Raw genomic sequence first — 21,054 nt, 5'->3', positions numbered from 1 at the left:
CTATTTTTTGTATCAGATATGAGATGTCATAATGACCGATGATGTGATAAATTGAATAGGGATTATCATTCCATATAAAAAAGGACAGGATGCTGGAAAGAAAAGAATATGAAACTGCGATAGAAGTTTTTCAAAAAGCAGCTGATGCTCAGGATACTGGTCTTCTTTTAGACATTAGAAAAACTCCCATCATTGTAGCAGTAGAAGTTTTTGCTTTTTCTACTGTCCACTATAATGGGAGCATATCATTTTTGGAGGACGGTTCTTTAAATCCATATAATTAGTTGCATTAGCCTTCGACGATACTTCTTACACTGAAACTGATACTACCGCTGCCAGCATAGTTTACTTTTAAACTTGTTGTGATAGACGCGCTCTTACTAAAACTACCCCAGTCTACTAGCCCACCGTATTTATATCCACAAGTAGCTTCAACTTCTCTTGCATTATTTGATAGAACTCTAGGTGTTCCGGGTTCGACTGTCCCTGGGAACCATGAAGCTGTACCAGTTGTGCTCGTATCAGTTATTTGTATTGCTGTGCTGTTCACCGTATATTTAGTCACCAAATGAATTTCTTGCATTTTGTGAGTGCCCCAGAAATCATGTCTTGCATCGTTAGTGAATTTTTCTCCTATAGTAGCAGAATACGTTTGCCATTTAGTATCTTGAATCACAGCATTTGTTAATAGAGGCGATTCTGGAAGCATAATATTACCATCAACATCTGTCAAAGTGTTATGTGTTACTAAAAAGCTCCCATCATTCATTCTCATGACTAATTTACCGTCTGCAGTTGTGGTAAATTCGGAGTTTGCGAGCTTTGCATTAACCTTATCCTGATTCAACACATCTAGTGTATTGATGTATTCAGCATATGCTTCTGGATTTTGTTCAAAATAATTTTTAAATTTTTTGATTGTTGGATTTGAATCAGCTTGCTCTGCTTCCCCACGTAATACCATTTCGTAAGCTTGATCCTGAGCCAATTTTAATTCAGAAACATTAAATTCTGATTTTTGAGGGCTGGCCATAACTGTCATACTCATTACCAAGGATAAAGCTAATACAAGTGTCACACTTCTAAAGAGCTTTTTCATGAATATACCTCCTAGTAATATATATTTTTGGAAACATTTGTAGATTAACCCATTAAAGTGAGTTTGTAAATATGAAAATAGGAACTTGATAAGAAAGTACTATAAAATAGATTTTTTTCGACAATATTCGTTAAAATACAAAACCCACTACATAAAATTGAACTATGACCCGAGAGATGGACACTTTAAAAAAAGTGCCTCTCTCGGGTTCTTTACGTTCATAATTGAATTTATTTATTGAGAATGGAGTATGAGCATGTGGTATAGCGAGTTACAAATCAAAAAACTTGAGGGAAACCCAAACGTATTTCGTGTATCAGAGACGAATATATCCTTCACTCCAGTCTTTAAACTTGCTGCAGTTAAAGCCTATAAAGCTGGAAAAACGCCAAACGAGATATTCCTTGAGGCTGGCTTTGATTTAGATATGTTTAGTTCACGTAAACCAAAGGAGAGTTTGAAGCGTTGGAGATCTATTTACGCCGCTCATGGCAAAGCAGGTCTTCTTGAGGAACGGCGAGGCAAAGGAAGCTCTGGAAGACCCTCCAGTAAGGGGCTTTCAATCGAGGAGAAATTAAGACGAGCTGAGGCCAAGATCAAGCTTCTGGAGATAGAAAATGAGTTTTCTAAAAAAAGCTGAAGGCACTAGAAAGGCAGGCGAAGCAAGACAAACATTAAGCACATCATTGTGCTCCGAGCTTATAAATCGAACCATTCGTCAATTTAATATAAAAACTCGTCATCTCTGCTCACTTGCTAAGGTAAGAGTTAGCGGTTATTATCGGTGGCTTTCAGCCGAAGATACCCGTCAACAAAAAGAGGAGGCCGATGAGCGCGATCTGTTGCTCATTAAGACCCACTTTGATCGTTTAAACGGAAAAGCCGGCGCGCTCGTAATCAAAATGAATCTCGAGAACGTGGATAACGTGGTGATGAACCATAAAAAAATCCGTCGACTCATGCGCAAATATAATCTCATAGCAAAAGTCCGTCGGGCTAACCCTTATCGGAAAGTCGCTCAAGCTACTCAGGAACATAAAACGTGCGCTAATTTGCTTAAGCGCCAGTTTAATCAGGCAGAGCCAGAAAAAGTGCTGCTCACAGATATAACGTATCTCAAGTACAACCATGGGCAGCAATGGGGATATCTCTCTTGTGTAAAAGACGGATCTACGAATGAGATCTTAGCACATTATTTGTCGACTTCGCTGGAACTATGGCTTGTGAATCGAACGTTAGACAAGCTACTGGAACGACTTAATGGCAATATTCATCCCGAAGCCATTCTTCACTCGGATCAAGGCATGCATTACACACATCCTGAGTTCCAAAAACATGTAGTTGAAACTGGATTTAGGCAATCCATGTCCCGAAGAGGAAATTGTTATGATAACGCACCAATGGAATCGTTTTTCGGTCATATGAAAGACCAATTAGAGTACAAAGATTGTACGAGTATTGATGAACTACGGAATCGCATTAATGAGTATATTCACTTTTACAATACCGAGCGATATCAGTGGACATTAAAGAAGATGACCCCTTACGAATATAGGAATCATCTTCTGGCAGCGTAGTGCTTTCTTTATCCTGTCCACGTTAAGGGTCATAGTTCAAATGTTCAGTAGTGGGTTCATTACTCTAACCTTTTTTTCTTTTTTTAATGGTAAAACACGCAATTCCCAGTACCAAAACACCAAACATAATATTTGTAATAAAAAAATCGAAATGGAAAGTCATAACGTTATACCCTCCTTTTTATATTTGAAGTAGTTCATATTCTAATAGCACATTACACAGTAAACAATGAATGATATTGATGTGCTTCATGAGGGAAACTTGTTTGTCTCTGATTCAACTACAGTTATATACGTATTTTATCATATGAATGTTGCGATTTATTTTGACTTAGTCTAATAATTCGAACTAGAAAAAGACATAAAGGTGAGAGTGAGTAAGATTTATCCATCCTGGCAGTGATGCGTAGCTGGTCAGTTGTTTTACTACATTTTTTCGGTAGACATTTTAACACACTACAAATATAGAATGCTGTCACTCTTTGTAAAATACGTCTAAATAAATTCATCCGCTCAATTTAAATTCACATCTTGATACAGTTGGTATTTGATGAAATGATGATACAGGTATGACGAAAGTACTAGTACATAAGCTTATTCGGCAAACTAATTATCATATGAGATCAAGAGTAATGATCATGAGTAGCAGTGTTGATGTCGAACATTTTATTAATGAACATAGCTGAAAATATCCCAGAAAATCGAGATCTAAATTAAACAATTTCTCGATGATCTTAGCTTAAAAACAATCGAGCCATCTCCTCAATGAGGGAACCAGCTTCTTTCTTCGTGTTCATCTATATGCTGAATAATTGATTTAGTGGAATCTGGAGTTCACGAAAAAGAGTAGACTGTGCCTTATCCTGCTCTGAATCGTGTTGCGAATGGAATAAATGCCTTCCTGTAGGGTGTTCACATGAACGGTACGGTTTCCAGGATCAACAATCCAATACTCTTGCACACCATATTTCTGATACAGGTTGAACTTCTCATTGAAGCCCTTCAATGCGGTCGATGAAGATAATACCTCTACAAGTAAGCTCTGAGCACCGTGACAACCCTGCTTCGATACTTGTTCCTTCGAACATACAACCGAGATGTCCGGTTGTACGACATAATCCGGGGAATCGTAATTCAAATGCTCACTAAACAAGACATCGAGCGGTGCTACGAACACATAGATTTCTGATTTTGGAAAAAGAAGCGAAGCGCATAATAGAGCACGCCGACAATAAACTGATGGGTTGAGTTGAGAGACGGCGTCATGTTGTACGCTTTGCCATTAATCAGTTCCCATGTTCCTTCCATGACAGCCAATCCTGATAGGAATAGGTACAATTATCATCAGATCTTGTCATTCCACGCAGCCTCCTTACCGTTTTATCGTCCAATGCTTCTAGATGTAATCATCGACAATCTGCATATCCCCCATACCGTCAGCCAATTTAACACTAGGACTTAGATTCTAGTCAATCAAATCCAGCATCGGCAGCTCATCCAGCGGTAGTGCCGTCTTCTTCTGTCTAGGCTGACCGTTCTCGCGAACTAACGTATAAAATTCATAATTGCAAATGACGGAATAATCATCCTCCATAACGCCTGGATAGGCGCGGTTCACAGAGTAAATCTGGCTGCGATATGCCTGCAGCGCCTTCCCTTTATGCCCGCGATAATCGCTAATATCAATCCGTGCTGAAATGGGGCACTTGTCCTTCGGACCCGAATCCTTGCAGTAATCGTAATAATGTGGGATTGACGTATAATAGAGCGATGGCTGCTTATCCACTGGATATTGCGCCTCCGCCAGTTCCGCCGCAATAAGCGTCGCTGCGGATATCGCGATATGGTCGGGATGTCCTGTGACTCCATCAGGCGGGAATGTCACGATTGCGTCTGGCCGCAGCTCCACAATCGTCGAAGCGATACGCTCCGCCATCTTCCTCGGCTCTATCTCCTGCAGTCCGCCGTCAGGATAACGATACAGCGTAATATCGGCTACACCCAAAATCGAGCAGGCACTGCGCATCTCCTGTTCTCTAAACCGGGCAAGTTCTTCGCGGGAAGAAAAATGGAATTCGCCGGATTTACCTTTGCATCCCGATGTGGCGCATGCCAAATATACCTCATGACCTGTACTGCTAAGCTTGGCAATCGTCCCACCCGCTGCGAAGGTCTCATCGTCGGGATGGGCGAAAACGAATAGCCATCTTTTCTTCATGTTCCTTCAGCCCCTTGCTGTTCAAATCTTCCTATGTTCGGGCAAGCATCTTTTTCTGCAAATAGGCAACACCCATAGAAGCTACGCCGTCAATAGGCTCATTGCATGCTTCATGAAAGGATACCTTCGGTGCATATGCTTCTATCTTATGCATAAGGCGATTGCGAACGTGTCCCTCATGTCGCAGAACACCACCCTGTAGAATCATTGTAAACGGAGTATCCACCAAGGACAAGTGGTTCATGACTGCTGCTGCACCATGAAATAATTCATCACCTGCCGCTACGAGAATTCGTGACGCTTCCCGATTGCCGGCAATGGCAGCACGGGTTACAACTTCAGCCAGTCCACTTACCCTATCAACGGAATACTCTTCGCCGTACGTCCAATTATACAGTTCTTCTTCATTGCTCAATCCAAGATGAAGCAGAATCCATTCCCCGAGTCTCGTTCGTTCTTCTCTGCCATCATACCCCTTCATGATTGCTCGCAATGCTTCCTTGCCGATCCAGTACCCGCTTCCTTCGTCCCCAATTCGGTGGCCCCAGCCCCCAGCTCTTGCGGTCAGTCCGTAAGCATTCATTCCGAATATTATGGAGCCTGTCCCGGCAATCACCAGCAACCCTGGCTGCCCTCCTGTCGCTCCGAGCAGAGCAGCATATCCATCGTTCTCCACAATGACATGTTCTGCATCGATGTGAAGATGCTTCAATACCTCGTGTACAAGGCCCGTGATGATATGACGGTCATGCTCCGTATCTAATCCAGCAAGTGCAAATACGGCACATTCGATTGCAATTGCCTCATAAGTCGCACTACACTCCTGCTTGCGGCAGTAGTCACGCAACGCCGCTTCAATCCCTTGTGACAGCGCTCGTACAACTTCATCCACACCGACTCCCTGATAGTTCGAAGATCCTCCCTTTCCCTCCCCAAGCGTAGTTCCTTCACTATCGAGCAGCCTAACGAGACATTTCGTACCTCCACCATCAACCGCAAGCAGAGGAATGCTGTAGGTTCCCATCAACACCCGCTCCACTCTGTTATGACTTGATCCAGATGCTTCATTGCTGCCTGTATGCTGCCTTCCGCTTGTCCCAGCCAGCTCGCAAATCCGCTGTGATCCTTCATTCGCACTTCGATCATGCGGCTGATCTCCTTCGGACTCGGCCCGCCCGGCAAGGAACGAATCTCGACGAAATGCACCGGGTCTAGCGCTTCACGCAGCGTCTGCTCTGTGAGCGATGTAACCCTACCAATATGTTGACGGGCGCTCTCATTGACAATAGACAGTGTGATCTCATTGGCCGCCAACCCTTGCGCCAAGGAATGCTTCACGACATCGCTGACAATATGATGAGCCTTGCGGAAGGATAAGCCATCGACTCGAGCAAGTGTATCCGCAAGCTCCGTTACGGTTGCGAAGCTGCCCTGCGTCCGTTCACGCAGCATCTCCTTGTTGACGTCCATTGTACCGATGACCGCAGCGAACAAGCGGTACATTTTATCCATAATCGCAAGACTTCTCCACGCATAAGGCTGCATATCATCTTCCGTATCGACAATGTCTCCGAACGGCGTATTATGTATCATCGACAGCACCGTATTCGTATTGCCTACACAGCTCGACAATAGTGCCCGCATATGCTCGAACGACACGGGATTGCGCTTCTGCGGCATGATAGAGCTAATCTGTACATAAGGTGCAGCTACCTTAAGCGCGCCGAACTCTTGTGTGCACCACAGCAGCATATCCTGAACGACACGACCCAGATTGATCGCCGCGAGCTGGATAGCTGTCGCCACTTCGCCCAAGTAGTCAGCTCCACCGATTGCATCATAGGAGTTATCGATAAGCTCGTCGAATGCGAGCAGCTCCATCATCTGCTCCCTGCTAACCGCGAAGCCCGATGTCGTAAGCGCCGCAGCCCCCATGCTGCTCCGATTGCAGTTCTTGTAGGCCGCAATCATTCGCCGAATATCGCGGTTAAGCGAATCGACGACGGCCATGAAGTAATGTGCGAGTGTCGTTGGCTGCGCCTGCTGCGTATGTGTATAGCCGATCATGAGCGTATCCTGATGCTCTTTCGCGAACAGAAGCAGCTGTTCATTAAGCTGGAGTGCCGAAGATAACGTGACGATCAGCTTCTCCCGCAGCACCATTCGATAGATTGCAATCCCCATATCATTGCGGCTGCGGGCCAAGTGCAGGTTGCCTGCGATGTCGCCGGCATGCTCTAGCAGCTGATGCTCCACCTGAAAAAACAAATCTTCAAACAGACCGGTATAGCTTGCTTGCTTAAGCGCTTCAAGGTCAAGAGCACGGATGGCTTGTGCAATCGTCTCCGCTTGCTCATGTGTAATAAGCTCCTGCTTCTCCAGCATGATTAGATGTGCCTTATTGATTGCCATCATCGGGCCGAGCAGATGAGTCTTCGCTTCATTAAATGCAGGCTCAAGCACAACCTCCGTATAGGTCTTGCCGGGGAAAGTAGTTCCTTCCGTTTCCATCCATTTCTCACGATATCCCATAGCTTAGTAAGCCTCCTTGTTCGACTTCATTCTCATATGCAGCCATTCTTGAATGAGCTGGTTCATATTCCGGCTTGCTTCCTCAACGATCAACTGCCCCGCTTCCATGGAGGTCTGACGAATATGTCCGGTATATCCATCCCATCCCTGAGGGAATCCTTCCACAAGTACATATGGCAGCGAAGATAAAGGAGGGCACGAATCTAATTCCAAGTCCGTATCCTGCACCGATACCAGGTCTGGGCGCAGCGCCTTCACGGCTGACATCTCATAAGGCCCGCCATGCCCTCTTCCAGCCTGCCTCCCGAATAAGCCGTTCTGCTGCGTGAACTCAACACTCGCCATCTGCCACCAATTAATAAGAAGGAAGCTGGCGTCCGTGTAGGCTCCGGTCACGGATTCAGCAACGGTTCGGGAAGGCCCCATATTGGCATCATGAGCGTTCAGCAGGACAATATTGCGAATCCCAAGCCTACATATCCCCAGAACAACATCGGTAAGATAATCGATATAAATGGAAGGACGAACCGAGATCGTTCCAGGATAATGCTGTGTCTTCCCCGGGCATGCTGAGAACGGAACTGCTGGATACACGAGCGGCTGAAGGGAGGGTTCAATCCTCCAAGCGAAGCCTTCCGCCAATATGATATCTGTCCCGAGTGGAGAATGTGGGCCATGGTATTCGACTGATCCGAGAGGGACAACGGCGAACTGTGTATTCCCGATCACTTGATCTAGCTCCCGTCCGTGAACTCCGATTACATTCATATACTCCTTATACCTCCGCTTCTCCATCGATTGGGGAGACGTCCCGAAGGAGCCCCCCACCGATGTTCTGATGTGCAAGGCACTTGATGAATCTAGATGAATCTATCCAACTGAACAATTGCGACTAAGTAATGCCATTATTGATGCTGACTGATCATGTTCACGAACATGCGGATCGATCCCGGAACCAATGCCGGAATCTCGCGATACCATACGAGTGAACTGTACGTATATACACCCTTGCCGTAGTTCGCAGTCAGGAAGGTGCCTGTGAACTCCTTCTCGCCCGGATCGCCGTTGGAAATGAGCTCCGTATACTCCTTGCCCCACTCCGAAGGGTTATAAGCCGAACGATCTTGAATCCAATTGTTCCAATCCTGATCTGTAATCTTATTCGGAGCGTTGAACATTGGATGCTCCGGTGCAAGTGTTGTGACTTTGGAATTCTCGTCCGTTACCCGCCATTGAATGAGCGGCGAGCCAATCTTAATTGGATACGGCGCGAGTTCCGGCGACCATTTATCCTCTGGCTTATGATACTGAACGACCAGATTGCCGCCGTTCTTCACATAATTCAATAAACGCTGGTTGCTCGGAATCAATTCTGGACGGAACGCATAGGCACGAATGCCAAGCACAATTGCGTTGTACTGAGAGAGATCTCCCGACTCAATTTCCTTCGCATCCAAATTGACCACGTTGACGCCTACTTGACGCAAATATTGATCGATATTATCAAAGCCGCTAGACACATAGCCGACCTTCCACTTCTCTGGTGTCTTCAAGTCGAAAGCTTGAATCTGAAGCTCTGCCGGCTGCACGATGTAGGTCTTCCCGATGTGCGGGTATTGAATAACCTGCGTCCCGTGCGTGCTCTGTACATCGCCGTTCTTCGCAACCGCTGTCACCGTGAACTTGCCTGGGCTTACGTTAGACGCTGCCTTAACAGAGAAAGCAACAGACTTTGTCTCCCCCTTCGCTGCAAAGCTAATCTCCTCTGCTGCAGGCTCGGCTGTCCAGCCCTGTGGAACTTGCAATGCAATCGACGCCTTGGATGCTCCTGGCGTATAATTCTTCACCGTTACTTTCACCGGAATTGGCTCGCCTGGCTTGAGCGTATTCAGAATCGTAGCGCTCGGACTGAGCGTCATCGAGTAAGGAGGCAGTACCGCCACTGCATTTTGCGGTGTCTCCTGCAAGGACGTCACAGTACGGAATGCCTCGTATACTACCTTCGCGTTGAATACCGAAGCTTCGTATGGCTTGAATAACGGTGCATCTGCCGGAACCTTGACCTCGAATACAGCTGAAGCTGTCTCGTTATAGCCAAGCTGCCCAAAGCTTGTCGCGCCCACAGGCGCCGCTGTCCAGCCCGCAGGCACGTTCAGGCTAAGCTTCACGTTGTCTAATTTCGTAGAACCGCCATTAAATGCCGTTACGGTTACCTTCGTCGGCTGTCCAGCCACAAGTTCATTGGCATCTGGCTTAACCTTCACCACAACAGATGCCGCTTCCATACTCGCCTTGTTTAACTGCTCTTCCTTCACGTGCAGGCGATGGAGCAAATCGTCCTTCGTTGCTGCATCCAAGCTGGACTTCTTGACATTATCGAGTGCAGTCTGAACGTCTGCCTTCATACCGTGGACTTCCTTCAAGACATTGGCGAAGCTTGGGTAAGCCGCTACAATCCTGTCTGCATCCTGCTGCAGAGCTTGCAAATCCTTCGCAATCTTATCGTCCTTGCCCTTCACACTAATTTCCTTCGCCAAATCTGCAAAGGTGAATGCGATGCCGTCGAAGAGGTCTTGCTCCTTCTCCTTCGTCTTTACCGTGCTCAGGTCTAGCTTATAGTAGCTGTCCCCCTGAGCAGGCCCTTCGTCAACCACTCTTCCCATCCCTTGGCTCTTGTGCATGAAGCGCGACTCTTCCCCAAGCTGCAGGTAAGAGGCCCCATAGATGGAGTTGTACTCCCCAATTGGCGCTCTCACGGTGTAATCCTTGTTATTCGCCGGCAAATATAATTTCTTGATCTGCCATGGCTGAAGCCCCTGCTTCAGGTGCTCAGGATATACTTCAGGATTCGCTGCGTCCTTGAACGCACGCACCGTAAGCACGTTAATCGTCCGATGATGACCATGTGTAGAGTTTTCATTCAAGAATGCAGGAATGATGACATCTGGGCGAAGCTCGCGTATTTTGCGAATTAAGCGCTCGTACGCAACAGATTCCCCCCATTTCTCCAGCGTTTCCTCTACACTCTTCGAGAACCCGAAGTCGAAGATTGGATCATTCAGATGCTCGCCGAGCATCCCCAATGTCACATTCGTGATCTTGGATGCTTCCTGCAGTTCCCGAGTTCGTATGACCCCAAGGCCCGCTCCGAGCTCACTTCCAATCTCGTTCTGTCCGCCTTCTCCTCTCACAGCGATCACGCTTGATGTATTGACTCCTCTTCCCAGGGAAAGGTACGCCAAGGTCGCGCTGTGCTCATCATCAGGGTGAGCTCCCGTGTTCATCGCACTTGCGATCGTCGTCAGCGGCTTGATCGACTTCCATAAATCAACAATTCCCCGATCCGCTGATACGGTCTCGGCTTGCGTGGACAGCAGTACACTGCTTGCCAATACAACGCTTAATACGATGGAACAGATCTTTGAGGCCGACTTACCTTTGATCATCAAATCCCTCCTCGAATGGTGGAATAGTTATTCAGCTGGAAATGGCCATTTCCCAGCTGTATATCATAACGTGGTTGATGAACCCCTAGGCGGTTCCCACGCAATGACCAATGATTATATAGCCGTGTTGTCGCCCGTTATTTTGCGGGATACGAACAGTACGATGATGATCAATGCAATTTGAAGAACACCATATGCACAAGCCGTGCCGAATTCGAATGAATACATCCGTTGGAAGATTTCGACCGACAGCGGCGTGCTCTTGGCAGTAAAGAGCAGAATGGAGGATACGAATTCCCCAATCCCCTGCACAAAGGCGAGCAGCGTACCCGCCAATATCCCGCTTAATGCCATCGGGAACACAACTCTGCGGAAGCTGTACCACCACGATGCGCCTAGATTGCGTGCCGCCTCCTCCACAGATGCATCCATCTGCACCAAGGTTGCCGAAGTAGAACGGAACACGAGCGGCAGGTGGCGCACGAAGTAAGCTAGAGGCAAAATCCAGAAACTGCCGATCAGCACTTGATTGAAGCTGAATACATTGGGCTCGCTGAAGGCCGCAATCAAGTTGACCGCAACGACAGTACCCGGCAGCGCCCATGGGAGCATAATTAAGACATCAAGCAGCGTCTTCCCTTTAAACTTCAAGCGAACCATCGCATAAGCAGCTGCCACGCCGAAGATGACATTCCCAATTGTTGCGACGAAGCTCATCTGGAAGCTGTTTATAATAGGCCGCCATGTTTTGCTGTCCGTGAACAGCTTGATATAATGCTCAAATGTATATTCAGGCGGCAATACTTGCGTCGTCCAAGTGCCGTTCGTTGACAATGAAATCAACACCAGCACGAAGATGGGAAGCAGCAAAATAATGACGCCGATAATAGACAAAATCATTGCAACATATTTGCCGACCGCACTCTTGACCTCTGTGCGATGGACACTGATGCCCTTGCTCATGTTCTGGTAGTTGCGCAGCCCTTGATACCAGCGCATCACGAGCAAGAATACAATCGACACAACGGATAGGATCGTCGATTGCGCAGCAGCCATATCCAAATTGCCATTCGTACGCGACAAATAAATCTGCATCGTCATCGTCCGTTCGATGCCGAAGATAAGCGGAGCCGTATATGATGCCATCGCAATCATGAATACAAGCAGTGACGAGGCCACAAGCGCTGGAGTCAGCATCGGCAGAATTACTCGCCGCCAAATGTACAATCTGCCTGCTCCTAAACTTGCGGCTGCTTCTTCAAGCGAAGGATCGAGACCCCGAATCGCAGACGACGCCGTCATATAGAAATAGGTATACATCGTAAATGTATGTACGACCAGAACGCCCCAGATCCCTTTTAAATAAAAAGGTACTTGTTCGAGATGAAGCAGTTCCTTAAGCGCCCGTGGAATGATACCGCTCTCGCCATACAAGAACGTGAACGACAGTACGCCAACAAGTGGAGGCAGTGCCATTGGAACGAGAACGAGGACAGCAAGCACCTTCCTGCCGGGAAATTCGTAGCGTTCCAACAGAAACGCCATGGCTACACCCACGATTGCACACGTGATCACACTTAAGACGGAAATATAAATGCTGGTCCACAGTGCTTCCAGATTAGATGTATGCTCTAGGCTGAAAAATCGCGCATAGTTCGTAAGCGAGAATTGATCCTCGACTTGAATACTTTGTACGAATGTTTGAAATAGTGGATAAACGACATATGCCAACAGTATGAGAAAAAGCGGCGCTACGAGCACATAGACGAAGTAAGGCGATTGCGTAATGGGCCCCGAGCGGCGGGGCAAGCGCATGCGTGGCTTCGATGGCCGTGGCGCGTTAGGTGTGTTCGTTATCATCATTCATCCCCTCTCTATCCTAAGAAGTAAATGCTTTCTTTCGGAATGAACAGGGAGATTGCTTCCCCTCGTCCGCGAACCCGATGCCCTTGATTGACGAACATCGCCTTCAACTGCTGATCCGCCACCTGCGACACATAGTTCACGCTAACTCCTGTAAATTCAGAAATGACTACACTGCCTGTAACGATATTGTCCCCCGTCTCTTCTCCACCAGCCTCCCGAATCGATTCAGGACGTATCGACAGTGATACCTTCTTGCCTGCTTCCAGTGAACAGTTGGCAGAAGCATTCGCTGTCAGCCCTCTTAGACGGAGATCTGGAGCTACGCGAATGACGGCTTCGCCGTCTTCGATTCGTTCCACCGTTCCTTCCCACAGGTTCGACTCGCCAATGAAGGAGGCGACAAATCGATTAACGGGTCGATTATATATTTCTTCAGGACTTCCAATCTGCTGTACAACCCCACCCTGCATGACCATAATGCGGTCAGACATCGCCATCGCCTCTGCCTGATCATGGGTGACGTATATCGTTGTAATTCCCAGCTCTAATTGAAGTCTCTTAATTTCGATCCTTGTCTCCTCGCGGAGCTTCGCATCCAGATTGGACAACGGCTCATCGAGAAGCAGTATTTTCGGCTCTATCACGAGTGCACGAGCCAAGGCAACCCGCTGCTGCTGTCCGCCGGACAATTGGTCAATTCTACGGCTTCCATACCCATCCAAATGAACCTGCTTCAACGCGCGATGGGCGCGCTCTATCATTTCTGACTTTGGAACCTTGCGCACCTGTAAACCAAATGCAACATTTTCAAATACGGTCATGTGCGGAAATAAAGCATAATTCTGAAAAACCATGCCGGTATTGCGCTTATTCGGTGGGAGTGTCGTGACATCTTGATCGCCGAACACGATTCGGCCTTCGCTTGGAAAATAAAATCCTGCAATCATCCGCAGTGTCGTCGTTTTGCCGCAGCCGCTAGGGCCGAGGAAGGTGAAGAATTCACCCGGTTGAATCCGGATGTTTACGTCGGTAACTCCCTTGACGTTCCCGAATTGCTTGCTAACATGATCTAATGCTACCTCTATCAAGCGGGCTCCCTCCTGCCTCTGAAATGATCATAATCAGGCGAAGAGCATAGCCTCCGCCTGAACGAACCTATTATTTTGCGCCTTTTCCCTTGATGTTCTCATCCCAATGCTGCATCCACTCTTTTTCCTTCTGCGCCATTACCGTCCAATCAATGTCAAGCGGCTTCAGCTCCAACCCCTTCAGCCAAGCAGGAAGCGTATCCTTGCTGATATCTGTCCGTGTTGGAATCTGGAACAGCTTATCCGCGAGCTCTACACGCAAATTAGAGTCAAAGAGGAATTCATAGAACTTCATTGCCGACTCCTTATTTTTCGCACCCTTCACGACACCGACGCCATCAACTAGGATTGGCGCTCCGCTGGCCGGATAGATGAAGTCGAACGGTTGCTTCTGCAATTCCTTCTGAATCATAATGTCCTGCAGGTTCCACAGGGACAATGTGCCTTCCTCACGAGCCAGCTTCAAATACAGGTTAGTCGGATCCTGTGCGTATTCCTTCGTGTTGGCATCCAGCTTCTTCAGCCAGTCGAAGCCCTTCGTTGGATCACTTGCATCCTGCTTATAAATCATGGAAGAATAGATCGTTCTCATCGTTCCGGAAGCAAGCACCCCGCGAATGATGATTTTGTCCTTGTATTTCGGATCAAGGAGATCGTCCCAATCTTTCGGTGCATCTTCTTGTTTCAGCGCGTGAGAATTGTACATAATGACCTCAGGCAGCAGCATTTCCCCATACCAGCGGTCTTGACTGTCTTTGTACAATGCCGGAATGCTGTCCGCGAAGCTTGGCTTCACGCTTTCCAGCAGGTCTTCATCTGCCGCAGTCATCAGTGACGACTGTGTGCCTCCCCACCAGAAGTCCGCTTGTGGATTCGCCTTCTCCCCACGTACGCGCTCCAAGATTTGCTGTGCGCCCATCGTGAGCACTTCGACTTCCATGTTCGGGTATTTCGCCTCGAATTTCGGGATAATCTCATCGACGACGTTCTTGTCTCTCGCTGTGTAGATAACCAGCTTTTCTTTACCCGATGATGATTTCTCCCCGGATTGCTGTCCGCCCTCAGATGCAGTCCCACCGCCGCCTCCACAAGCAGTCACTGCCAGCATCGCAAGGACAAGCATAGAGCTCATCAACCATGTTTTTGCTTTCCCCTTTACCTGTTTCATGACGTTCCCCCTACTATAAATTTTTGATTCGTGTTTCGCGCTGTATCGGATGAATTCATCTTCAAAAGACGAAATGAATCTGAGTTGATATGTTCCTATGCAGCATCCCGCAAAAACGTAGTAGTCCTTCAACAACAGCCCGTTCGTTGGTTATATGGATCAAAGCTATGCTGACGTTCAGAACAATAGCCCTTACTTAGACCAACTAAACATCCGTATATACTTGGTCATTGTGTTGCAGGAAATCGTTATGCTATGTACGGTTTGCCACTATGGAATTGCATACAGTTCTATATCGTTCTGAGATGATATCGTGAAAAAAAATTAGCTATGATTCGTTCTGTGGTGCTATGGTGAAATGATTAGCTGTGAGATCGTTCTGTGCTGCTATAGTGAAATGATTAACATTTTACTATCTGATGAGTGTGGTATGAGTGTAAGTGTGATTGTGATTGTCGTACGATTTTGAGTATATTCGTTGTATTTGATGTGAAAGATGTGTAGGTTGAATTTGTCGTGTGAGTATCAATCGTGAGTAGTAGAACTTCATAATTGATGTCGTATGTGTGAGCAGCTGCATCTATGTTGTTGGATTCTGCGCTGTAGAAGAATTGACCTGACGGTATTGTGCTGGTTGCGAATATAGGCACATCCGTAGTTGTCATTGTCTGAGAAGCAATTCATGCTGGAGAAAAAATCATTGTTTACCTTTGAAATTTAGCCGTGGAGGGGAAAGCCTCCAATGTACAGTGAATGGCTCCTATCAAGCCCGCCTGATCGCCAAGTGTGGCCATCTTAATGATGGGTACAGATGGAACCCATTCATTCAGCCAATATTGTATTTTGCGAATGCCTTCGTCCCCGATATGCAGCATTTCACCGCTAAGGATGAGCAGCGCCGGATCCATGACGCTCGTGACATTGGCGATCCCATAAGTCCAGTGCCGGCATATATCGTCGAATAGCCTTTGAGCCTCGTCGCTGCCGACGTTGGCCAGCTCAACAATCTGCTGAATAATGCTTCTGTCTGGGCCAATGGATGGGAGAATGCGAATGGCTTTCTCGTAGATGGCTCTCACCGAGTAGTTGCGCTCGAACACCCCATACTCGCCTTTGGCCTGATTGCCGATTGGGCCAATCATCATATAGCCGATCTCACCGCTTGCCTCATTGGCTCCCCGATACAGCTGTCCGTCAATAATCATGCCTGCGCCGATTCCTGTTCCCGCGTACATGTAGACGAGATTGGAGTGGCCGACGCCGATGCCTTTATGAAATTCGCCCAGCGTCATCAGATTCACGTCGTTCTCGATAACGACTGGCAATCCCAGTGCTTCTTCAATTTCCTTCTGTACCGGCAGACCCATCCACCCTGTGCTGGGAGCGTAGCTGACCGTTCCTGCGCTGCGCTGTGTAATTCCGGGAAGTCCCAAACCCATGCCAAGCAGCCGTTCCTTCGGAAACCCGCTGGCAGTGAGAAGAGTGTCCAATCCCTGTTCAATGCTGCGAATTGCCATCTCGCCATCCATAGGATGCGGCAAATTCGTCGTGCGCGAGACGAGCAGCTCCCCCTTCAGGTTCGCAATCGCCAATTGCAAAGTGCTTCCTTCGAATACTGCGCCAATGACACCATACGCATCAAAGTTATATTCCAGAAGAATCGGCTTCCTGCCGCCCTTCGATTCACCGTATCCGACCTCGCTGATCAAGCCTTCCATAATCATCTCATCGACGAGCGCTGAGACGCATGGCCGGCTTAACTCTGTTAACTTCGCCAAATCGGCTCTCGAAACCCGAGGATTATCGCGCAATTGATGGAGGATTCCCTCACGGTTAATATGCTTCACCAATTTAGCGTTTCCCGTCTGGCCTCTGCCAATCAATCCGTCATCCTCCCCCCACAATCTAAGTTAGTTAAAATTATTAACAAAGTCTTGTTGGAGATAGTTTATTGTATACGCTTACAAATTGTCAATATGAAAATTATTGCCCTCCCAATGATGATATTCATTCTGGAATATAAATAAGAGCTTGCCCCTTATAGATTGCTAGATCTATAGGGGAAGCCCCTTGTTAATCAATATTATTGATATCAGCAGCAAATCTAACCCTGCCGGATTGGGAGCTCTAACGGGTTAACATTGACTGCTGAAAACGAAATGATCACGGTTTTACCGATATGTATAGGTATAGTCTTCCCCGTTGCATGAGATGATGACCTTAATCGGCTTTTTATCCTTTGCGACCCCTGCAGGAACCTCCGCAATATAGTGCAATGTGCCCGACTTCAAAGGTTCAATCTCCGTAATATTCGTATACGTGAAGTCGCTTCCGCCGTTTTTCTCAATCGTTGTGAACGGATCATATTCATACTTATCGTCATACACTACCTTCACGGAAACAAACTCGTTCGATCTCTTGCCGGTTGTCAGCAAGCTCTTCACCTTAATGACAACGTCGAAATATGTATTTGCGGTATCCTTCACTTCATAGTAAGTGTAAAAGCTATCTGGTTTTGAGGGTACAATTTTGTTGGCAAATTTAGCGCCTGTAATTGTCAGCTCAGCAAAGCCATCAATCGTTTTCGCTTTGTTCACTTCAATCGTTTGGTTTGCTGCTTCAGGTGCTTTGTCCGCTTTGTCGGCAGGCTCACTCTGTTCCTTTGCAGTTTCCCCGTCCGCCTTCAATTTTTCTTTAAGCTCGGTGTTCTCTTTCTCCAATGCAGCAATCTTCTTCTCTAGTTCCTGAGTAGATGGATTAGATTCGTTACTGCCGCTGCATCCTGTAATCGTAAATGCTAATAGGCCCGACAGCACTAGAACTACAATTGATTTCATCTTCATCCTCAATTTCCCTCCTCTATTATATCGTCTAAATATACCACCATATGAGTCTTTTGACCATTTGATCAGATGATTAAATATAACAATATACCTATAATTCTGTCTTCCAGGAGGGAAAATAGTCGAGTTTTCCTTGGTGAGAGAAGACCTACTTTAGTCTCTATTTTCATATCTATTGAATTGTTTGTTATTGCGAAGATACTCTTCATTCGGGCATTTATTAGTCCATTCCATAAGATCATAGAGATCTCTAAAATAGACTGTTCCTTCATTTACTTTAATCCCCAACCTCAGCACATAATCTGAAGAGTCAAGTATCGCTTCATTTGGATACCCACTTCTGATTTTCAATATATAGGTTCCCGGGGATCCAGTGCCTAAACCTACAATTGTCCCAGAATTAACATGTTCTGAAACCTGTTTTGCAGTGAGATACTTCATTAAGAGACAAAGTAGGGCGACAGCCTGAAATGTTCTACGATCGTTGTTGTTCCCTGAATTCTTGTTTCATTAAACTCTCAAATCTCACGAGATAGGAATCGGTCACAATGGCGAACGCTTCGCTTCTTCAGAATCATTGCCATCTCAAGTACTTCCCTAATCTTTAAGACATTCATTTAGATGATGTTTTAAAGCTTCTGCTTCCCAACTTAACTTCGGTGATATTCTTTTTTCTGTTAGATATATTAACCCTTTCTTGGATTTAATTTTTCCAAGTGCGATCCATGCATGTACAAAAATATTATCCAATTTGTAGTCTTGGAGTATTAATAATTTTTCCTCAATTGTAAGCAGTAAATTCTCCTGAAAGTTCGAAATCCAGTAAGAAGCCGTCATTGAGGCGTCACTAGAATAATCGTCTAATATCAAAGTCAACTAGGATATCTAATAATGCCTTATCATTCAGTCTCTCCTGAAAAAAAGTGTTCGCCTCTTGTATACTGTGTGTGGAGTCTATTAAAAGATCTCTGATTAAATCTTTATCATACATTGTTTCTTTCCTCCAGTTCCAAATCAAAATTATATTATCGTCCCTAATGCTCTATGGATTCTACTTGTTTCTAAACCACTCCGCCGCTTCCTGAACTTCGTCATTTTCTGATAATAATCCACGATCAATTAATCCATCTAATAATTCTGGCACTGCTTCTCGCACCAATTCTAGTAATCTAAGGTACTCCCATTCATCATCAAAATCAACGCTTCCATTGGCGACTTCAAGAAAGTATTGTGTCAACCATTTTAAAGGTATTTTCTTTAATTGCTCCCTTGCTAACGTAATTAAAACTATGTTCTGACTCATGCAAGCATATTCAATAAGAATCTTAAGTAAATTTAGACCCGTTTCTAGTGGAAGCTTCTCAACTTTTTCAATACTGTCATAAGCATTGGGCAATACTTTATCAAGATCTTCACGTATTCGTAATTCATATGGGTGAACAATGTTATTATCACTATTCACTATTTTTCACCCCATTTATTGTCAATAATATTTTCCCCATACCCCTATCTGCTTCTCATTATTGTGCATGTGGAGCGTATCGCTATCGATTGGCCTCTTACCCCCAACATGATGATGAAGTAACGGTGCTTGTCTTATGCCCCGATCCTTTGCAAAAGGGATAGCAGTCGGTTCCGGCTTTCATACAAATAGCTTGTCGTCTTCCCGTCTAGGATGCGGCTAGGATTGCCCAGTGATTCGTTCTATGCCACCATGATGCTGATCGCCTGTCCTCTTTAATTTTGAACAAGAATAAAAGGCTTATTCTCCCTCGTTGTTCAAGTGGAATAAGCCTTTGAAAGTTGGACTAAGCGTATTTGTCAAGTTATTTATGTTGTTTGGCTTGTTGGTTGTATTGTATGATCTTGCTTCTAGGAAGCAAACCTGAATGTACACTTTTACTTGAAAGAACACCTTTATAGCCTCAAATATAAATTTCCTAGCTTATTTCCACCCTCTCCATTTCCATACATTATACTGTGCTACCCAGGGTGATCTCTGTACAATAAAATTATCGATATTAATCTTCCCTTTTGTCCAGAAACCAGAAAAACCTGAACCTTGGGGAGATAAATCTTGTGAAAACACAGCTTCGACTTGAAATTTTAGTTGATTAGCATTAAATGTTGGTCTGAATCTTACTCGTATTGGTTGTGCGATTCCACTAGAAGTGTTTATTTCAGAAAAATCCAATACTTGAGAACTCATTTCCTGATCATCAATATAAATAGAACATCTATACTTAAGTTTCCCAATGTCATTTTCTAGTTGCTTAAGAATAGGGTAAATCGAATTTTTTAATACAGCTTCAATTATCTCGTTAGAAGGAAGTAACTCTTCTGAACTCATTAAGAACAACCTCTTTTCATTACGGCAATCTAATGTCAAATATCGGTATATCCCCAAAGTATTCTTGGTATTTAGTTATCACCGAAGGTTTTGTTGGATTCAATGTAATATCAAATCCCGAAACAACGGTTTTATATTTCCCTTGATACTTAGTAGGAGAATTCGCTATTTGAGAAAGATCAACTATACCTGCATCTAATCGCCTTGAACCACGATATGGTACCCACTTATTCTTCCCTATCCAGAAGCCAGCTGGGATACGAAGTCCCCCTTGTACAGCCGCAGGTTGAATTTCAACACCATACTCACTATTCACGTTGCGTAACCGATTTTCAACAGTTTGCAAGTATTTTTCAAATAACGCTTCAGACTTTCTCCAGTTTCCTCCTGAATTCTTTAACGCCCTTAATCCTAATTTTACTATTGTATCGTTAATATCATCAAGATTACTGCCCCAGTTAACGTAACGAGAATTTAGTTCGTTAGGTTTACCCGTCTGCTCGTACGGCCCTTCCTTCTTGCCGCCGCCACCACAGCTAATCGGCTGGCTGCTATAACCGCTCGGATCCACATAATTAATCGGATTGTTCCCGACATACGCGTACAGGTTGAGACCATCACCACGGTACTCATCCTCTTGCGTAAAGCGGGCAATGACCGGGTTGTAGAACCTTGCACGCAGGTAGTACTGCTGCGTGATCGCATCGAACTGCTCGCCTGCGTAGCGGAAGCGGTTCGGAATGCCCTCTGTGGCAGATACCGTCTGGCCGAAGGCGTCGTACTCATAGCTGTTCAGGATGCTGCCGAGACGGTTCGTGATGCGCACGACATCTCCGTGCTCATTGTTCAGGTAGTAGTAGGAATCCC

At 45.9% G+C, this 21,054-nt stretch carries 18 protein-coding genes; 2 read left to right on the top strand and 16 right to left on the bottom strand.

From position 1 onward, the window contains the following. The first annotated feature begins 89 nt into the window (after window positions 1–89). A complete protein-coding gene (locus BP95_RS0112700) occupies window positions 90–284 on the top strand; it encodes a hypothetical protein (protein ID WP_021254163.1) in 195 nt (64 codons plus the stop codon). A gap of 5 nt (window positions 285–289) precedes the next feature. Here BP95_RS0112700 and BP95_RS0112695 read toward each other — a convergent pair whose 3' ends face one another. Further along, window positions 290–1,099, bottom strand: coding sequence for a hypothetical protein (locus tag BP95_RS0112695; RefSeq protein ID WP_028532369.1), 810 nt, complete (start codon window positions 1,097–1,099; stop codon window positions 290–292). 250 nt (window positions 1,100–1,349) lie between these two features. Here BP95_RS0112695 and BP95_RS32480 point away from each other — a divergent pair. Further along, a protein-coding gene (locus BP95_RS32480; RefSeq protein WP_231515108.1) for an IS3 family transposase occupies window positions 1,350–2,676 on the top strand; the annotation gives its coding sequence in 2 pieces (ribosomal slippage) (window positions 1,350–1,715 and window positions 1,717–2,676; 1,326 coding nt in all). Between the two features lie 817 nt (window positions 2,677–3,493). Here the strand turns inward: BP95_RS32480 and BP95_RS33890 are convergent. The 15 genes from BP95_RS33890 to BP95_RS32475 form a co-directional block, all read right to left on the bottom strand. Then, a complete protein-coding gene (locus BP95_RS33890; RefSeq protein ID WP_021254165.1) occupies window positions 3,494–3,853 on the bottom strand; it encodes a Uma2 family endonuclease in 360 nt (119 codons plus the stop codon). Next, on the bottom strand, window positions 3,844–3,984 hold the full coding sequence (locus tag BP95_RS33885) for a Uma2 family endonuclease (RefSeq protein WP_231515107.1): 141 nt from the start codon (window positions 3,982–3,984) through the stop codon (window positions 3,844–3,846). The genes BP95_RS33890 and BP95_RS33885 overlap by 10 nt, the downstream gene beginning before the upstream one ends. 157 nt (window positions 3,985–4,141) lie before the next feature. Next, entirely contained in the window at window positions 4,142–4,894 is a 753-nt protein-coding gene (locus BP95_RS0112670; RefSeq protein WP_028532367.1) for a PIG-L deacetylase family protein, read from the bottom strand. Between the two features lie 31 nt (window positions 4,895–4,925). Then, window positions 4,926–5,918 carry an N-acetylglucosamine kinase gene (locus tag BP95_RS0112665; RefSeq protein ID WP_028532366.1) on the bottom strand — a complete coding sequence of 331 codons (993 nt, stop codon included), beginning with the start codon at window positions 5,916–5,918 and terminating at the stop codon, window positions 4,926–4,928. Then, complete coding sequence (gene argH, locus BP95_RS0112660; protein WP_028532365.1) at window positions 5,918–7,426, bottom strand: argininosuccinate lyase; 1,509 nt, start codon at window positions 7,424–7,426, stop codon at window positions 5,918–5,920. Before argH ends, BP95_RS0112665 begins: the two co-directional genes overlap by 1 nt. A gap of 3 nt (window positions 7,427–7,429) precedes the next feature. Continuing rightward, window positions 7,430–8,194 (bottom strand): creatininase family protein, encoded by a 765-nt coding sequence (locus tag BP95_RS30270; protein WP_021254169.1) that lies wholly within the window; start codon window positions 8,192–8,194, stop codon window positions 7,430–7,432. Between the two features lie 137 nt (window positions 8,195–8,331). Continuing rightward, window positions 8,332–10,872 carry an NEW3 domain-containing protein gene (locus BP95_RS0112650; RefSeq protein ID WP_028532364.1) on the bottom strand — a complete coding sequence of 847 codons (2,541 nt, stop codon included), beginning with the start codon at window positions 10,870–10,872 and terminating at the stop codon, window positions 8,332–8,334. A 114-nt stretch (window positions 10,873–10,986) separates the two neighbouring features. After that, window positions 10,987–12,687: an ABC transporter permease gene (locus BP95_RS0112645; RefSeq protein ID WP_028532363.1), complete on the bottom strand. Its 1,701-nt coding sequence runs from the start codon at window positions 12,685–12,687 to the stop codon at window positions 10,987–10,989. Window positions 12,688–12,746: 59 nt separating this feature from the next. Next, window positions 12,747–13,826, bottom strand: a complete 1,080-nt coding sequence (locus tag BP95_RS0112640; RefSeq protein ID WP_021254172.1) for an ABC transporter ATP-binding protein — start codon at window positions 13,824–13,826, stop codon at window positions 12,747–12,749. 70 nt (window positions 13,827–13,896) lie between these two features. Further along, window positions 13,897–14,994 carry an extracellular solute-binding protein gene (locus BP95_RS0112635; protein ID WP_028532362.1) on the bottom strand — a complete coding sequence of 366 codons (1,098 nt, stop codon included), beginning with the start codon at window positions 14,992–14,994 and terminating at the stop codon, window positions 13,897–13,899. A gap of 704 nt (window positions 14,995–15,698) precedes the next feature. Next, complete coding sequence (locus BP95_RS0112630) at window positions 15,699–16,877, bottom strand: ROK family transcriptional regulator (protein ID WP_028532361.1); 1,179 nt, start codon at window positions 16,875–16,877, stop codon at window positions 15,699–15,701. Window positions 16,878–17,165: 288 nt separating this feature from the next. Beyond that, window positions 17,166–17,837: a hypothetical protein gene (locus BP95_RS0112625; protein ID WP_231515106.1), complete on the bottom strand. Its 672-nt coding sequence runs from the start codon at window positions 17,835–17,837 to the stop codon at window positions 17,166–17,168. Window positions 17,838–18,888: 1,051 nt separating this feature from the next. After that, the gene (locus BP95_RS0112605; RefSeq protein ID WP_028532357.1) at window positions 18,889–19,299 is read right to left on the bottom strand and encodes a hypothetical protein; all 411 of its coding nucleotides are present in this window, start codon (window positions 19,297–19,299) and stop codon (window positions 18,889–18,891) included. 483 nt (window positions 19,300–19,782) lie between these two features. Further along, window positions 19,783–20,187, bottom strand: coding sequence for a hypothetical protein (locus tag BP95_RS0112600; protein ID WP_021254184.1), 405 nt, complete (start codon window positions 20,185–20,187; stop codon window positions 19,783–19,785). Window positions 20,188–20,206: 19 nt separating this feature from the next. Then, the coding region (locus tag BP95_RS32475) for an RHS repeat-associated core domain-containing protein (RefSeq protein WP_197035289.1) at window positions 20,207–21,054 on the bottom strand (848 nt) is incomplete at its 5' end.

It is taken from the genome of Paenibacillus sp. UNC217MF (assembly GCF_000686865.1).
Lineage (GTDB): Bacteria > Bacillota > Bacilli > Paenibacillales > Paenibacillaceae > Paenibacillus_B > Paenibacillus_B suaedae.
The sequence above is the reverse complement of the archived record's forward strand: the minus strand, read 5'-3'. Positions and strand labels throughout refer to the sequence as shown.

Bases quoted from the DNA above. Each gene is read 5' to 3' on its own strand.
- BP95_RS0112700 (WP_021254163.1), top strand. From the start codon at position 90: ATGCTGGAAAGAAAAGAATATGAAACTGCGATAGAAGTTTTTCAAAAA.
- BP95_RS0112695 (WP_028532369.1), bottom strand. From the start codon at position 1,099: ATGAAAAAGCTCTTTAGAAGTGTGACACTTGTATTAGCTTTATCCTTG.
- BP95_RS33885 (WP_231515107.1), bottom strand. From the start codon at position 3,984: ATGGAAGGAACATGGGAACTGATTAATGGCAAAGCGTACAACATGACG.
- BP95_RS0112670 (WP_028532367.1), bottom strand. From the start codon at position 4,894: ATGAAGAAAAGATGGCTATTCGTTTTCGCCCATCCCGACGATGAGACC.
- BP95_RS0112665 (WP_028532366.1), bottom strand. From the start codon at position 5,918: ATGGGAACCTACAGCATTCCTCTGCTTGCGGTTGATGGTGGAGGTACG.
- argH (WP_028532365.1), bottom strand. From the start codon at position 7,426: ATGGGATATCGTGAGAAATGGATGGAAACGGAAGGAACTACTTTCCCC.
- BP95_RS30270 (WP_021254169.1), bottom strand. From the start codon at position 8,194: ATGAATGTAATCGGAGTTCACGGACGGGAGCTAGATCAAGTGATCGGG.
- BP95_RS0112650 (WP_028532364.1), bottom strand. From the start codon at position 10,872: ATGATCAAAGGTAAGTCGGCCTCAAAGATCTGTTCCATCGTATTAAGC.
- BP95_RS0112645 (WP_028532363.1), bottom strand. From the start codon at position 12,687: ATGCGCTTGCCCCGCCGCTCGGGGCCCATTACGCAATCGCCTTACTTC.
- BP95_RS0112635 (WP_028532362.1), bottom strand. From the start codon at position 14,994: ATGAAACAGGTAAAGGGGAAAGCAAAAACATGGTTGATGAGCTCTATG.
- BP95_RS0112625 (WP_231515106.1), bottom strand. From the start codon at position 17,837: ATGAAGATGAAATCAATTGTAGTTCTAGTGCTGTCGGGCCTATTAGCA.
- BP95_RS0112600 (WP_021254184.1), bottom strand. From the start codon at position 20,187: ATGAGTTCAGAAGAGTTACTTCCTTCTAACGAGATAATTGAAGCTGTA.